Below are 13,565 nucleotides of genomic sequence, written 5' to 3' on the forward strand. Positions count from 1 at the left end.
CCTCTTCCCGCTACGACGCCCTCAAGGCGCGCATCCGTGGCCCCGTGTTTCCGATCCCGATCCCGTTCACGAGCGACGAGTCGGTGGACTATGCGGCCATCCGAACGTACGCCAACTTCCTGGTGGAGCACGGCGCGCCCGTCTTGTTGATGACGGTCGGCACCAGCCGGTTTAACCTGCTCACGCGGGATGAGATGATGGCGGCGAACGCGGCGCTGGTCGAGGCCGTCGACGGCCGCGCGATGGCCGTGGCCGCCGGCCCGGGTCCGTTTTCCGGCTCGACCCGTGAAAACAGTGCCTTCGCCCGCCACGCCCGCTCCATCGGCGCCGACGCCATCCTGCTCGTTTACCCTGAACGGTGGTACGGCGACGAGCCGGTCGTCGGGTTCTTCAACGACGTCGCCGCCAGCGCGGATATCGGCGTCATGGTGCATGCCGTGGCGATGCGCGACGGCTTTGGCGGGATGCACGCCCGCCGGCTGATGGATCTGGCGCTGCTCGAAAAGATCGCGGCTATCGAGAATGTGATCGGGGTCAAGGAAGAAAACGGCGAACGCGCCGTGTACGAAGCCATTCTCGCCGGCCTCAACCACCTGCTGCCCATCATCGGCGCTGGCGGGGCCATGCGGCGCTTTATCAACGACGCGAAGCTCGGCGCCTTCACGTACCTCGTCGGCATCGGGAGCTTCCGCCCGGACCTGGCGATGACTTTCTACCGCGCCGTCATGGCCGGCGACGAAGCACGCGCGACGGCCATCGCGGCCGCGTACGAAGATCCGTACTTCGCAAAGGCCGTCTCCTACGGCTGGCACCGTGCACTCAAGGAGACGCTGCACGTCCTCGGGCTCATGCCGCCCTACGAACGCGCGCCCCTCGATCGGCTGAAGCCGGCGGAGTGCGACGCACTGCGCGAACTCGTCCACTCGATCGGATTCCAGAAAAAAGCCTGACGTCATGCAAATCATCCACGACACCTCCCGGCATGCCCCGGACGCGCCCTACCTTATCGCCGAAATGGCCTGCGCCCACGAGGGCAAGGAGAGCCGCGCCCGCCGGCTCATCGACGCCGCCGTCGCCGCCGGCTTCGACGCCATCCAACTCCAGATCTTCCGCCGCGCCCACCAGGTGACGCCGAATCACCGGCTCTTTCCGCTGCTCGGCAAACTCGAACTCAACGACGAGGCCTGGGAGTCGATCATCGCCCACGCGCGGCAGTACGAGATCGACGTATTTGTCTTCGCCTACGATCTCCCCAGCCTCGAATTCGCCCTCCGCCAGGGGATCGACGGCATCAAACTCAGCTCGGCCGACCTCTCGAATCCGGAGATGCTCGAACGCGCGGCCCGGTCTGGCCTCACCGTCACCCTCGGCACAGGCGCTTCGACCCTCGACGAAGTCAGCCAGGCCCTGGCCATGATGCCGGACGCCGGCCCGGTCGTCCTCATGCACGGCATGCAGAACTTCCCCACGGTGCTCGACGACGCCCACGTCAGCCGCATCGCCCTCCTGCGCCATGTGTTCGGGCTACCCGTCGGGTATCAGGATCATACCGACGCTGAACTGCCCCTCAGCAGGGTCATCGACCTCCTGGCGCTCGGCTATGGCGCCGGCTACCTCGAAAAACACATCACGCTCGATCGTTCCGAAAAGGGGACGGACTATCAGGCCGCGCTCGAGCCGGCCGAGATGATCGCCTATGTGGCCACCATGCGCGAAGCCGCCCGCGCCGCCGGCTCGTACGGACTCAAGCCCTTCTCCGATAGCGACATCCAGTATCGCATCTTCCAGAAAAAACGGATCGTCGCCTCGCGCCGCATTCCCGGCGGCACCCGCATCACCCGCGATCATGTAGCCTTTCTCCGCTGCGAGCAGGAAGCCGGCTTTTCACCGATGCAGCTGGATCAGGTGCTGGGCAAAGCCGCCGCCGGCGACATTGAACCGTACACACTCATCGACACCGCCGCGCTCGCCGACGCCTGAAAGAACCTTCACCCATGGATCACAAACGAAGCATCGAGCGCATCCAGGCCATCGAGGAAGCCTGCCAGGTCGAATCGATCCGCTACAAGGACCTCGCCCTCTGGCCGTACATCCGCATGCAGTTGTGGGCGCGGATGCTCAACCCGGATCGATTCCCACAGAAGCCGGAAATCGGGCTCGCCCAGTGGGCGCGGATGCACGCGGCATCGTTTGCCGAGCCGGCTAACTACACGGCCTACATGCGCCACCACGAACAGCACCTCCGGCAACGCCTCGCGCTGGCCGGCCGGGAGCCGATCGATGCGCTATTTTTCTCGCGGGTGGAAGACCACGCCGACCGATTCGGCGGACGGTATTACAACCGGCACATCGACCCGATGGTCGACCTTGTCCGCCCGACGCACTCGTTCTTGAAGCTCGAGCTCGCCACCGCCGGCGCGGCCCAGACCGTGCCCCGCTTCGAGCCTACGACGTTCGTCGACTCCACGGACTTCGTCCGCTACGACGCCCGGCGCAGCCTTATCCAGACGTTCCAGGCCGGCGAACCGGCGTCGGGAATCGAGGGGATCGATGGGTTTTTTGCTGAACTCCGACGCCTGGAGCCGGGCCTTCCGTTCAGCCGCGAACAACTCTTCCTGGACGCCGAACAACTCATCCATTTCCGGGCGTATTTCCGGTCGATGCTCGAAGCCGTCCGGCCGCGCGCTGTGTTCGCCGTCTGTTATTACTACGATCTCGCGATGGCGCTCATGGCGGCCTGCCACGACCTGGGCATCGTTTCGGTGGATGTGCAACACGGCAAGCAGGGGCAATACCACGCGCTTTATACGCACTGGCAACGGGTGCCGGCCGAGGGTTACGCCATGTTACCCCGCGTCTTCTGGTGCTGGGGAGAGGAATCTCGCCAGCACATCGAACGCTGGATGCCGGCCGCGTCCCGGCCGACGCATCGCGTCGAAGTGGGGGGCAACCGCTGGCTGGCGAAATGGGTCCATCGGGATACCGATGCGCTTACCCTGGACGCGCCAGACACCGAGGCGCTGCGGCGCATCGAGGGTGATGGGAAGGTCGTCCTCGTATCGCTCCAACCCGTCACGCCGATCCTCCCCGAATGGCTGTTTGAGGCGATCGCGCAGGCGCCGCCCACCTGGCGCTGGCTGCTGCGCCTGCACCCGTTGCAGCGGGAGCAGCTGCCGGCGTGTGAAACCCGGATCCGCGAACGCGGCCTGCGAAACGTGGATCTGCAGGATGCGACCCGACTCCCGCTGTATGCCCTGCTCCAGCGCGCCCATCATCACGTGACGCAGTGGTCGACCGTCGGCTACGAGGCGCTCGCGTTCGACATTCCGACCACGATCGTCGGTGAGACCGGGGCGACCATGTTTCAAGCGGATATCCGCCAGAACCGATTCCTCTTCGCACCCGACGCCGCCCATCTCGTGGCCCAGATCGCAGAAGGCCATCCAGGAGCGTCGGCCCCACATTCCGCCGCTTACATCGAGACGGACAACAATCTCGCCCGGGCTGCCCTGGATGCTATATTGCCCTCGCTTGGGGCCGAGCCGGCGGAACGAATCTCGGAAATGGCTATACATTGACTATCATTGAGCCTGGGTGGCCGTGTGTAAACGGACCTGAGATGCGGACACGATAAACCGTGTCCCTCCGAGGGTCGTGTGGAACATGATGCCATGCGTCATCCTTTGGACCTTTTCCTTTAACCCTACCACGCCCTTATGTCGATCAGGTCGTTTGTTGCCCTCTGCAATCCCCGGTTGATCGTGTTGTTCTCCGCAACGATCCTCCTTACCGCCTCGTGCGAAGGCCCCGAAATGCCGTCTCCGCCGCCGCCCGAACCGGTTGCCGTTGCGCCGGATTCATCCGCTTTGCGGCCCGATCCAGGGCGTCCCATAGGGGGTAATATGGCCACACCGCCGTTCTGGAAGGTTCGTCTGGATGAACCTGATCCCGCCATGACGATCGGTGCGGACGATACGACGGACGACATCTACTTCGTGTCCATGACCCCCGGATGGCACATCACGACGGGGCCGGCGGGCATCATTTATCACCCTGCCAGCACGGCCGCCGGCGCCTTTACGGCCCGCACGACCATCCATCTCTTCGCCCCCGGCGATCGAAACGAGGCCTTTGGCCTGTTCGTGGGGGGGATGGATCTCGAGGGCGCGAATCAGACGTACGACTATTTCCTCATTCGTAACAGCGGGGAGTATCTCATCAAACGTCGCATCGGCAGCGAGACCCAACTCGTACAGGATTGGGCGCCGAGCCCGGCCATCCTGCGGTACACGGATCCCACCGTTTCCTCGGTCGCAAACGAACTACGCATCCGAGTGACCGGCGCCGACGTGGTGTTTTCGATCAACGACGTGGAGGTGGCCACGCTGCCTGCAGCGGATGTCCGCACCGAGGGCGTCGTCGGGATACGGGTGAATCACGACCTGAACTTGCACGTCTCCGACCTCGCGGTCGAGCCGGCCGGCTGACGGCTTACGCCAGCTGCATCTCCTCCAGCCGGCTCATCCAGGTCCGCGCGTCGTAATTGGTCGGGTTGATCGTCAGCGCCTGCTGCAGGTGCCACTCGGCGGATTTGCGGTCGCCGCTGAGGAGATATCCCATGGCCAGATTGGCGAGCAGCTGATCCAGGCTCAGATAGATCCCCTCGGCACTGTGAGGCCCCTTCTGTGCCGCCTCGATGGCCCGGTAGGCGGCGCGAATACCGTCGCTGTGCCGGCCCATCTGGTAGAGGATCTGGCTCTGGAGATGGTGGAGAAAGGGCATGTCCGGCGCCTCGTCCAACGCCTCGCGTACGTAGGCGTTCGCCCTATCGAATGCGTCGAAAAACAGGGATACCTGGGCCGCCTTGGCCAGCGCCTTGATCCGCAATTCCGGACGCAACGTGTCAAACGGCAGTGCGGCCACGATCGCCCGCGCCTCCTGGTACCGTCCCATCGCGTGGCAGATGGACAACATATGGAAGAGGTAAAAGGAATCGCCGGGGTGCTCGTCCACGGCGCGTCGCACCATCCGGTAGATGCGCTCCCGCTTCGCGCGCATGGCCTCCGGCCCGAGTGCGTACCCGTAATGATGCACGACAACCGGCGCTTCTTCGACCCGCAGCCCGCAAACGCCGGCCGCACACTCGATCGCCCCCGCTAGCTGATTGTGGACCGCGCCCTCATACCGGATCCCATGCCCGTTGCGAAATAAGCGGTAGGACGTCATCAGGTCAAACGCCGTCAGATCGTCCGTGGCGTGGTAGTTTTTTACCTGGACGGCGTACGCGAGCACGTCTTCGTGCTGGATCAACTCCCGAATGTGCCCCCAGTCCTCGCGCGATACCTGTTCGTCGGCATCCAGAATCAGGATCCAGTCCGCAGTCACATGCTCCAGTCCTCGATTCCTCGAGCGGGAAAAATTATCCTCCCAGGCATATTCGTACACCCGCGCATCCAGCTCCCTCAGCAAGGCGATGGTGTCGTCCCGGCTGCCGGTGTCTACGACGACCAGTTCATCCAGAAATGGGCGCGCCTGGGGCAACCACTGCTCAAGATTGTGCGCCTCGTCGCGTACGATCATGGCGAGGGCAAGGGTCGTTTGACCGGTATACGGAGATGCCATACGAGGTAGCAGGTATCGTGCACAAAACGCTATTTCCTCCGTATGGCAAAGAACCTGCCAGTGGCCGGCAGCCCGTCACGTGACGGGGCCGGCCGGGTTTTCCGGTCGTTCCTTAAGGTACCGCCGACCCGCAAGGCCCTCACCGAGAATGGCGAAGCAACGGTCGACCTCTTCCGCCGTATTCCACACAAACGGCGCGAGCCGCAGGTAGCGTCCCTGCCGGCTATCCACCAGGATGCCCCGACGTTTCAGGTAAGCCGCGGCTCGATCGGCCCCCTGCACTTCAAAAACCAGGAGCGCGCTGCGTCGTTCGGCTTCCCGAGGGGACCGTAGCGTAAGGCCAATCTCGTCCGCACGATCAATGGCGTACTGGGTCCGGGCCAGGGTGTCCTGGCTCACGGCGTCGATGCCGGCATCCAGCAGTAGTCGCACGCCTTCGACGGCGTGATACAGGGGGGCGATGGCGGTGGTGCCGCCCAGGAAACGTTGGCGCACCTCGGGATGCACGGCTGGCTCGGGTCGAAAGGCAAACGGCTCTGCATCTCCGAACCAGCCCGTCACCCGCGGCGTCAGCGAGAGCTCTGGCCGCACGTACACGAATCCGTTGCCCGAGGAGCCGCTGCCTTCCTTCAGCAGGCCGCCGAGGTACACATCCACATCGAGGGCGCCGACGCCGGCGAACGCCGACCCGATGCCGTGGTAGCCATCCACCACCAGCAAGGCCCCCTGCTTATGGGCCTTACGGGCTACCGTCTGGATGAAATCGTCCGTCAACTTCTCACCCGTCAGAAACCCCACGTGGCTCAGAACGACGAGCTGGGTGCGATCGTCGATGGCTTCGAGGAGGGCTCGGCGATCCGCGAAGCCCGCACGCAGGGGGGGGATTTCGTGGAGGTCCAGACCCAGCAACGCGCGCCAGCGGGCCAGGCTGTGACCGACGGATGGGAACGCGCCGGCGGGGAGGACGACCTTCCGCTTGGCCGTGAAGAGCTCTTCGGCCGTCAGGAGGCACTGGACCGTCCAGTGGGCATTGGGCTGCATGATGCAGGCGCCGGCTACCGCTCGCAGCAAGGGGGCCACAAACGCGTCGCCCAGATAGGCCGGCAGTTTCCACCACCCCACGGGCTCACCGCTGCCCGGGCGCCAGTGGTTGGGCACCTCGTTCCAGGCGTCGACACCGCGCGTCTGCCAGTCCTCGGCGAACCGCTGCAGCATGGCGGGGACGGAGAGGGGCATCAGGCCGTGGGTGAAGGACCGCAGTTCGGCGCTGCCGTCCGTCGGCAAGGCGTACGACGCACGCATCGAGAGAAAGGGGTGGGGCGCCATAATCAGAAAAGGCCTGAAACAGAAAAAGGCTTCCGATTGCGCGGAAGCCTTTTGTAAGGTCTCGAAATCGGCTACGGTCAGGAAGCGACGCCGTCGATATTGACGAAGCGTCGGTTGCCCCGGCCGCGCGAGAACCGCACCTTGCCGTTGCTGGTGGCGAACAACGTGTCGTCGCTGCCGCGAAGCACATTCTGCCCCGGGTGGAACTGGGTGCCGCGCTGACGCACGATGATGCTGCCGGCCGTCACAAATTCGCCGCCGAAAGCCTTGACGCCCAGCCGCTGTGAGGCCGAGTCGCGTCCGTTTTTGGTTGAGCCTACACCTTTTTTATGAGCCATGGCTTACTATCGCGTCTGATGGTCGTTACGTTTCGGATGTTCAGTCTAAGGAGGCATTTGCCGGGCGTTATTCGCCGGCCGGCGCCTCTTCCGCTTTCTTACGCGTGGCCTTCTTGGCCGTGCCGAGCGTCAAATCGCTGATCTGGATCTGCGTGTACTGCTGACGGTGGCCATTCTTAACCTTGAAACGCTTGCGGCGGATCTTCCTGAACACCAGGATCTTGTCGGCCTTTACGTGGGCCAGCACTTTGGCCGTGACCTGGGCGCCTTCAACCGTGGGAGCGCCCACGTGGATGTCCCCGTTGCCCGATACGAGAAGCACACGGTCGATCGTGATCGTGGCGTTTTCTTCGGCTTCCAGGCGGGGGACGTAAAGCTTGTCGTTCTGGCTGACTTTGTACTGCTTGTCAGCCACTTCGATAATCGCGTACATGCTACCTCTTCTTGGTGGCGCCGGGTTGGTTACCGCCGCGAGAGTTTGTAATATCGACGGGGTTTGAGGCTGGCTTATAGCCCCGATCCCGCGCAGTGTTTCCTGGATGGACCCCTATGGAGATTATTTTACCTGAGACGGGCGAGCGTGTCGCGTCGCCCCGGTTATTCTGCATCGGGCGCAACTATGCGTCCCACGCCCGCGAAATGAACAGCGAGGTCCCCACGACGCCCATGGTGTTCCTGAAACCCTCGACGGCGTTGGTGGGCACGGGCGGGGACGTGGTGCTCCCGCCGGCCTCGAAGGACGTCCACCATGAGGTCGAGCTCGTGGTGGTTCTGGGCCGTCGCGGCAAGGATATCCCCGAAGCCGAGGCCATGGACTATGTGGCCGGCTATGCCGTCGGGCTCGACATGACGGCGCGCGACCTGCAGGCGGCGGCGAAGAAAAACGGCCACCCGTGGACCGTGGCTAAGGGGTTCGATACGTTCGCCCCGCTAGGGCCCATCCGGCCGGCCGCCGGCCTGGCCGATCCCCACGCCTGTTCCATCCAATTGACGATCAACGGCGCGCTCCGTCAGCAGGGTGTGACGGCGGACATGATCTTTTCGATTCCCCGGCTGATCGCGTATTGCTCCAGCATCTTCACCCTCTTGCCCGGCGACTTGATCTTTACGGGGACACCGGAAGGCGTCGGGCCTGTCCAACACGGAGACGTGCTGGTCGCGACCGTTTCCGGACTTCCGCCGCTCACGGTTACGGTTAGGCGTTGAGTCGGCCGCTGAAGTACGGCCCGTAGAGGGTGTCGAGCAGCTCTTCGGAGGTCCACCGCGGCTGGATGAGCTCCAGGCGGCCGTCGCGCCGGATCATGACTTCCGCCGGCAAGGGCCGCAGGTTGTAGAGCGAGGCCATCGCCATGCCGTAGGCGCCGGTGTCCAGGATAGCCAGCAAATCGCCCGGTCGGATAGCCGGCAACTGCCGGTCCCGCGCCAGGATATCGCCCGACTCGCAAATGTTGCCGACCACGGTATAGGCATCGATGGGGCCCTCGGGATGGGTGAGATTCACGATCTCGTGGTAGGCGCCGTACATCGCCGGCCGGATGAGGTGAGCCATGCCGGAGTCCGTGCCGGCATACGTCACACCATACGCTTCTTTCAGGGTCGTCGCCTGCACCACCAGCGTCCCGCACTCGGCCACCAGGAATCGGCCGGGTTCGAACCAGCATTCGATGCCGGCCGGCAACCGGTCCAATAGAGGTTCTACGATGCCCTCCTGGAAATTTTCGAGGTCGAGCGCCTGCTCCTCCGCCCGATAGGGGATGTTGAAGCCGCCGCCAAAGTTTATGAAGGCGAGATCGGAAAATCGCACCGCGGCGTCCAACAGCAGCTCCATGGTGTCCCGGAGGACGTGCATCGAGGCGATCCCGCTACCGATATGCTGGTGGATGCCGGTCACGCGCAGACGATATCGTTTCGCCATGTCCAACACGTCTCCGATGGCCTCGATGGGAATGCCGAACTTGGTATGTTTGCCGGCCGTGACGACGTGTTCGTGGTGTCCTGAACCGATCGACGGGTTGAGCCGCACACACACAGCCGCCCCGGGAAACGCCCGGCCCAGCGCCTCCAGCCGCGACAGCTCCCCGATATTCATCAGGATCCCCTGCGCCGCGATCTCGGCCATCTCGGCATCGTTCATGTTGTTCGCCGAGTAGAGCAGCTCCTCGGGCGCAAATCCAACCCGTCGCGCCAGGGCCAGCTCCGCCGGCGACACGGCGTCGATGCCAAATCCTTCATCCCGGATCACCGCAAGTACGGCCGGATGGGCATTGGCCTTCATCGCATACAACAGACGTAGCGGCAACCCCGCCAGATGGGTGCGCAGGGCCTGGCATTGCCGCTGGATGATACGCTCGTCATACACATAGACGGGGGTTCCAAACGCGCCGGCAGCCTCGATCAGCCGATCCGGGTCGGCGGGCGTCTTGGTCGGAAAGGGGGTAGCCATGGGTCAGGGCGTTGAAAAAAGACGCTGGAGCGTCTGGATGGTGACGTCGATGTCGGTCTGAGAAATGTCCAGATGCACCACGGCGCGGACCAGCCCCGGGCCAAATGGCGCCACCCAGATGCCTTCGGCGCGGAGGGCGGCCACTACGTCGGCGACGGGGCGAAATGCTACGCGGAATAGGACGATGTTGGTCTCGACCCGCGTGGGGTCCAGGTCGAAGCCGGGTAGCTTGGCGATCACGTCGGCGAGTGCGCGGGCCCGCCGGTGGTCGTCGACCAACCGCTCCCGGTGGTGCGCCAACGCATAGAGCCCCGCCGCCGCCAGGATACCCGATTGCCGCATCCCGCCACCGATGCTATTTCGGAAACGCAGCGCCTTTTTCATGAGGTCGACCGGGCCGGCGAGCAACGAACCCACCGGGGCGCCCAGTCCTTTCGAGAGGCAGACACTCACGGTGTCGAACGGCGCGGCGAGTTCGGCAACAGACCTGCCGGAGGCTGCCGCGGCGTTCCAGAGCCGGGCGCCATCCAGATGCGCCGCCAGACCCCGCGATCGCGCCACGGCGGCGGCGGCTTCGACGATGAGCTGGGGCAACACGCGGCCGCCGGCGTGGTTGTGGGTGTTCTCCAGGCAGAGAAGCCGCGAGGTGGGCTCGCCGTAAAAGCCGTTCCGAAGGGCGCGCTCGACCTGTTCCGGCAGCAGCATCCCCCGGTCCCCATCGATCGGGCACGTCTGTACGCCGGCGAGAAACCCGGTCGCGCCCCCTTCGTGGTTGAAGATATGGCACTTCCGCTCGAGGATGATTTCGGCGCCGGGGTGCGTATGGATCAGCAGGGCCAGCTGATTCGCCATGATGCCAGACGGCACGAACACGGCGTCCTCTTTCCCGAGCAGGGCGGCTACTTCGGCCTGGAGGCGATTCACGGTGGGGTCTTCCCCGTAGATGTTATCACCGACCTCCGCTTCGTAAATAGCCCGCCGCATGCCTTCGCCGGGGCGGGTGACGGTGTCGCTTCGCAGATCGATCGGCATCGAACAGGGCCTCAGGTGGTCGGCGTCCGCGTTATCGGGAAATCTCCAGCACTTGCAGCTTGAGCTTGCCCGCCGGCACTTCGATATCGGCGATGTCGCCCACCGACAGGCCGAGAAGGCCTTTGCCGATCGGGCTCACGACGGAAATCCGGCCCTGCATGATGTCGGCTTCTTCCTTGGAGACCAGCTTGTACGTCTGCTCCCGGCCGCTCTTCATGTCCTTGACCTTCACGATCGAGAGAATATAGGCGCGCGACGTGTCGATCTTGCTGTCATCCACCAGCCGGGCATCCGAGATGGTCGATTCCATTTTGGATATACGCGCCTCCAGATGTCCCTGCTCTTCCTTGGCCGCGTCATATTCTGCATTTTCCGAGAGGTCACCCTGTGCGCGGGCGTCTGCGATCGCCTTTGCAATACGAGCACGCTCCTGCGTCCGCATGAAGTGCAGATCGTCCTTCATTTTCTGCAGGCCCTCTTCGGTCAGATAGATTGGTTTGTTTCCTTCCATAACGTGAGCGCCGTGTGTCGCCTGGGCGTCGATGGGTGTCTGTGTGAGATGAATAGTTGACTATAAAAAACATCGCCACGGCCCGGGAGTAGGCAGCGGCGATCGAAATCGTTGTCCTAAATATGAAGCCCTAAAGAAGTGCATTCCACGCCTTACGTCAGGAATGGATCCCGGAGGGCATTATGGGGCGAGTTACCAGCCGCTCCGGCGGGAGGGCGAGGGGACGCGTTCGAGCGGGGCGACGGCGGCGCGCGCGGGTGCGATCTGCCCTGGCGGCGGCAATACCCGACGCGTTGTCCAGTACCGTGCGCTCCAGTAAGGGTCCGAAAGGGACGACACCGCCACCCCCATGCTTCGGGAAACGTGCAAAAACTCCCCATTGCTCAGGTAGATGCCCACATGGCGCGTCCGCTTACTCGGGCGAAAAAAGACGAGGTCACCCGTGGTCAGCGCTTGTTGGGGCACGGCCTCTCCGATCAGCACCTGACGCTCCGTGGTCCGTGGGACATCCGTGCCGAATGCCTGGCGGTAGATGGATTGCACCAGTGCGGAGCAGTCGATGCCGCGGGCATCTGTGCCGCCCAGTCGGTGCGGCGTGCCGGCCCAGCGCTCGGCTTCGGCGCGCAGCAACCGTTCACGCTCCACGACCAAAGGCAACCGCGGCGGCATCTCCTCGTCGGCGGCCGGCCCAGGCCCACGTGTCGTGGGAACCGTCACGGTACACCCTGTGAGCACGGCCACGAGGAGCGTCTCGGTGAGCAGTGTCCGGGTCTGCTGCAGTCTGCTTCGGGTGCACATACGACGCATCATGGCGGCAAAAGCCTGAATTCATCCAGGATCGACGAAACAAGCCGTCTGGAGGGCGTTAGAATACCTGACGACCGCTGTAACCGGAACGGCCGCGGAAAGTGCCCAAGGCGCTTTATCCGGCCGCCGGTCGCCCGCAATGTACGCCATGGCGGCGATGCATCCTCCGGTATTCTCACGCAAGCTCAGGCTCACATGAAATCATCATCAGCACTTTCGCTTCTCGCCTCCGCCGCATCTGGCTTTGCGCTGGGCGTGGCGGCCGGACTGTTGTTCGCCCCGCAATCCGGCGATAAACTCCGCACTCGAATCGCCGACGAAGTCCGTGAACAGGTCCGCCAGGCCGAAGCACGTCTCAAAGACCTGGACACCCGCTTCCAATCCCTCGAAACGCGGCTCTCCGCCGCCGGCCAGGACGTAACCCGGCGGGTGCGCACCGCCGCCGAGCAGGCGCGCGATACCGTACTGCCCACCCTCGATGCCGCCGCGGAAGCGGCACGGATCGACGAAAAAGAATTGGGACAGGACCTCCGTCATATGACCCGCCGTTAATGCGTCGGCGGGACATCGGCACAGGATCAAAGCTGTTCTCGCGCTCGTTGGACGATCTCGCGGGTTCGCCTGCGTCGTTCTTGATTTATCTCATAAAAACGAGGTACGGATATGCCTTATCCCGAAGCACTGGTACAGCCGATGCGCGCCGAACTCACTCGCCTGGGTGTCGAGGAGTTGCGCGATATGACGGAAGTAGACGAGGCGTTTGATGCGCTGGAAGAGGGCACGGCCCTCCTGGTCGTCAACTCGGTCTGCGGATGTGCGGCCGCCAATGCACGCCCCGCCGTCGCCATGGCCATGCAGGCCCCTGTTCAGCCGGATCGTTATCTCACGGTCTTCGCCGGCCAGGACCTCGAGGCTACGGCCCGCGCCCGGGATTACCTGCGCGGCATCCCGCCTTCCTCCCCGTTTATGGCGCTGCTGAAGGACGGAGACCCGGTCTACGTCCTCGAACGCCGCCACATCGAAGGCCGCAGCGCCAGCGCCATCGCGATGGATCTCGTGAATGCCTACGCGAAATACTGCGGCACGGACGCCGTCCCCCAGGATGGCCCCGAACGCCCGCAGACGCCGGAATGGGGCCATCAAGGCATCCCGCCTACCTTCCGCTCGATTCGCTGATCGGTTAGGCGGGGGGATTCCGCTTGTGGGAATACAGCTCGTGGAAATACAGCGCCGCCAGGTAGCCCGCGCCGGCTCCTGCGGCGCTCACGATGCCCACCCATGCCGGCTCCAACCGATACGTAAGCGCCACCACGGCCAGAAACGGTAGACTCCGTAGTCCCCAGACTCCGTAGGGTCGCAGTACGTCCGCCATCCCCCCGCCCGCTATGCGCACCAGCAGCCCGATGTGCGCCAGTCGCGAGACCGCACCGGCGATGCCGGCAGCCCAGACTATCGTATACACGTCGCCCGTCTGGCCTGCCACGAG

At 64.0% G+C, this 13,565-nt stretch carries 16 protein-coding genes; 7 read left to right on the forward strand and 9 right to left on the reverse strand.

Annotated features, from left to right (window positions below; translation table 11 throughout):
• The 4 genes from SH809_16735 to SH809_16750 all read left to right on the forward strand — a co-directional run.
• The coding region (locus tag SH809_16735) for a dihydrodipicolinate synthase family protein (GenBank protein ID MDZ4701361.1) at positions 1 to 950 on the forward strand (950 nt) is incomplete at its 5' end.
• Between the two features lie 4 nt (positions 951 to 954).
• Entirely contained in the window at positions 955 to 1,980 is a 1,026-nt protein-coding gene (locus SH809_16740) for an N-acetylneuraminate synthase family protein (protein MDZ4701362.1), read from the forward strand.
• A gap of 14 nt (positions 1,981 to 1,994) precedes the next feature.
• Complete coding sequence (locus SH809_16745; GenBank protein ID MDZ4701363.1) at positions 1,995 to 3,578, forward strand: hypothetical protein; 1,584 nt, start codon at positions 1,995 to 1,997, stop codon at positions 3,576 to 3,578.
• A 375-nt stretch (positions 3,579 to 3,953) separates the two neighbouring features.
• Positions 3,954 to 4,487: a hypothetical protein gene (locus SH809_16750; protein MDZ4701364.1), complete on the forward strand. Its 534-nt coding sequence runs from the start codon at positions 3,954 to 3,956 to the stop codon at positions 4,485 to 4,487.
• 4 nt (positions 4,488 to 4,491) lie between these two features.
• Here the strand turns inward: SH809_16750 and SH809_16755 are convergent, their stop codons facing one another.
• From SH809_16755 to rplU, 4 genes are all read right to left on the reverse strand, one after another.
• Positions 4,492 to 5,622, reverse strand: a complete 1,131-nt coding sequence (locus tag SH809_16755; GenBank protein MDZ4701365.1) for a glycosyltransferase — start codon at positions 5,620 to 5,622, stop codon at positions 4,492 to 4,494.
• A gap of 75 nt (positions 5,623 to 5,697) precedes the next feature.
• Positions 5,698 to 6,924, reverse strand: a complete 1,227-nt coding sequence (locus SH809_16760) for an aminotransferase class V-fold PLP-dependent enzyme (GenBank protein ID MDZ4701366.1) — start codon at positions 6,922 to 6,924, stop codon at positions 5,698 to 5,700.
• Positions 6,925 to 7,025: 101 nt separating this feature from the next.
• Positions 7,026 to 7,286 (reverse strand): 50S ribosomal protein L27, encoded by a 261-nt coding sequence (gene rpmA, locus SH809_16765; protein ID MDZ4701367.1) that lies wholly within the window; start codon positions 7,284 to 7,286, stop codon positions 7,026 to 7,028.
• A 67-nt stretch (positions 7,287 to 7,353) separates the two neighbouring features.
• Positions 7,354 to 7,719, reverse strand: a complete 366-nt coding sequence (gene rplU, locus SH809_16770; GenBank protein ID MDZ4701368.1) for a 50S ribosomal protein L21 — start codon at positions 7,717 to 7,719, stop codon at positions 7,354 to 7,356.
• A gap of 116 nt (positions 7,720 to 7,835) precedes the next feature.
• Between rplU and SH809_16775 the strand changes: the two genes are divergently transcribed.
• Positions 7,836 to 8,492, forward strand: coding sequence for a fumarylacetoacetate hydrolase family protein (locus tag SH809_16775; protein ID MDZ4701369.1), 657 nt, complete (start codon positions 7,836 to 7,838; stop codon positions 8,490 to 8,492).
• Here SH809_16775 and lysA read toward each other — a convergent pair.
• The 4 genes from lysA to SH809_16795 form a co-directional block, all read right to left on the reverse strand.
• The gene (gene lysA / locus SH809_16780) at positions 8,482 to 9,729 is read right to left on the reverse strand and encodes a diaminopimelate decarboxylase (protein MDZ4701370.1); all 1,248 of its coding nucleotides are present in this window, start codon (positions 9,727 to 9,729) and stop codon (positions 8,482 to 8,484) included. The genes SH809_16775 and lysA overlap by 11 nt on opposite strands.
• Before the next feature lie 3 nt (positions 9,730 to 9,732).
• Complete coding sequence (locus SH809_16785) at positions 9,733 to 10,761, reverse strand: GntG family PLP-dependent aldolase (GenBank protein MDZ4701371.1); 1,029 nt, start codon at positions 10,759 to 10,761, stop codon at positions 9,733 to 9,735.
• Positions 10,762 to 10,792: 31 nt separating this feature from the next.
• Positions 10,793 to 11,272 (reverse strand): transcription elongation factor GreA, encoded by a 480-nt coding sequence (gene greA / locus SH809_16790; GenBank protein MDZ4701372.1) that lies wholly within the window; start codon positions 11,270 to 11,272, stop codon positions 10,793 to 10,795.
• A gap of 192 nt (positions 11,273 to 11,464) precedes the next feature.
• Positions 11,465 to 12,082, reverse strand: a complete 618-nt coding sequence (locus SH809_16795; GenBank protein MDZ4701373.1) for an NlpC/P60 family protein — start codon at positions 12,080 to 12,082, stop codon at positions 11,465 to 11,467.
• Between the two features lie 192 nt (positions 12,083 to 12,274).
• On the opposite strand from SH809_16795, the gene SH809_16800 reads away from it, so the two are divergent.
• Complete coding sequence (locus SH809_16800) at positions 12,275 to 12,631, forward strand: YtxH domain-containing protein (GenBank protein MDZ4701374.1); 357 nt, start codon at positions 12,275 to 12,277, stop codon at positions 12,629 to 12,631.
• A gap of 111 nt (positions 12,632 to 12,742) precedes the next feature.
• The gene (locus tag SH809_16805) at positions 12,743 to 13,255 is read left to right on the forward strand and encodes a BrxA/BrxB family bacilliredoxin (protein MDZ4701375.1); all 513 of its coding nucleotides are present in this window, start codon (positions 12,743 to 12,745) and stop codon (positions 13,253 to 13,255) included.
• 4 nt (positions 13,256 to 13,259) lie between these two features.
• On the opposite strand, the gene SH809_16810 is transcribed toward SH809_16805, so the two are convergent.
• Positions 13,260 to 13,565: hypothetical protein (locus tag SH809_16810; GenBank protein MDZ4701376.1), on the reverse strand; the 306-nt coding region annotated here is incomplete at its 5' end.

It is taken from the genome of Rhodothermales bacterium (genome assembly GCA_034439735.1).
Taxonomy (GTDB): Bacteria; Bacteroidota; Rhodothermia; order Rhodothermales; family JAHQVL01; genus JAWKNW01.

Bases quoted from the DNA above. Each gene is read 5' to 3' on its own strand.
- lysA (MDZ4701370.1), bottom strand. From the start codon at position 9,729: ATGGCTACCCCCTTTCCGACCAAGACGCCCGCCGACCCGGATCGGCTG.
- rplU (MDZ4701368.1), bottom strand. From the start codon at position 7,719: ATGTACGCGATTATCGAAGTGGCTGACAAGCAGTACAAAGTCAGCCAG.
- SH809_16755 (MDZ4701365.1), bottom strand. From the start codon at position 5,622: ATGGCATCTCCGTATACCGGTCAAACGACCCTTGCCCTCGCCATGATC.
- SH809_16785 (MDZ4701371.1), bottom strand. From the start codon at position 10,761: ATGCCGATCGATCTGCGAAGCGACACCGTCACCCGCCCCGGCGAAGGC.
- greA (MDZ4701372.1), bottom strand. From the start codon at position 11,272: ATGGAAGGAAACAAACCAATCTATCTGACCGAAGAGGGCCTGCAGAAA.
- rpmA (MDZ4701367.1), bottom strand. From the start codon at position 7,286: ATGGCTCATAAAAAAGGTGTAGGCTCAACCAAAAACGGACGCGACTCG.
- SH809_16750 (MDZ4701364.1), top strand. From the start codon at position 3,954: ATGACGATCGGTGCGGACGATACGACGGACGACATCTACTTCGTGTCC.
- SH809_16805 (MDZ4701375.1), top strand. From the start codon at position 12,743: ATGCCTTATCCCGAAGCACTGGTACAGCCGATGCGCGCCGAACTCACT.
- SH809_16760 (MDZ4701366.1), bottom strand. From the start codon at position 6,924: ATGCGTGCGTCGTACGCCTTGCCGACGGACGGCAGCGCCGAACTGCGG.
- SH809_16795 (MDZ4701373.1), bottom strand. From the start codon at position 12,082: ATGATGCGTCGTATGTGCACCCGAAGCAGACTGCAGCAGACCCGGACA.
- SH809_16740 (MDZ4701362.1), top strand. From the start codon at position 955: ATGCAAATCATCCACGACACCTCCCGGCATGCCCCGGACGCGCCCTAC.
- SH809_16800 (MDZ4701374.1), top strand. From the start codon at position 12,275: ATGAAATCATCATCAGCACTTTCGCTTCTCGCCTCCGCCGCATCTGGC.
- SH809_16745 (MDZ4701363.1), top strand. From the start codon at position 1,995: ATGGATCACAAACGAAGCATCGAGCGCATCCAGGCCATCGAGGAAGCC.
- SH809_16775 (MDZ4701369.1), top strand. From the start codon at position 7,836: ATGGAGATTATTTTACCTGAGACGGGCGAGCGTGTCGCGTCGCCCCGG.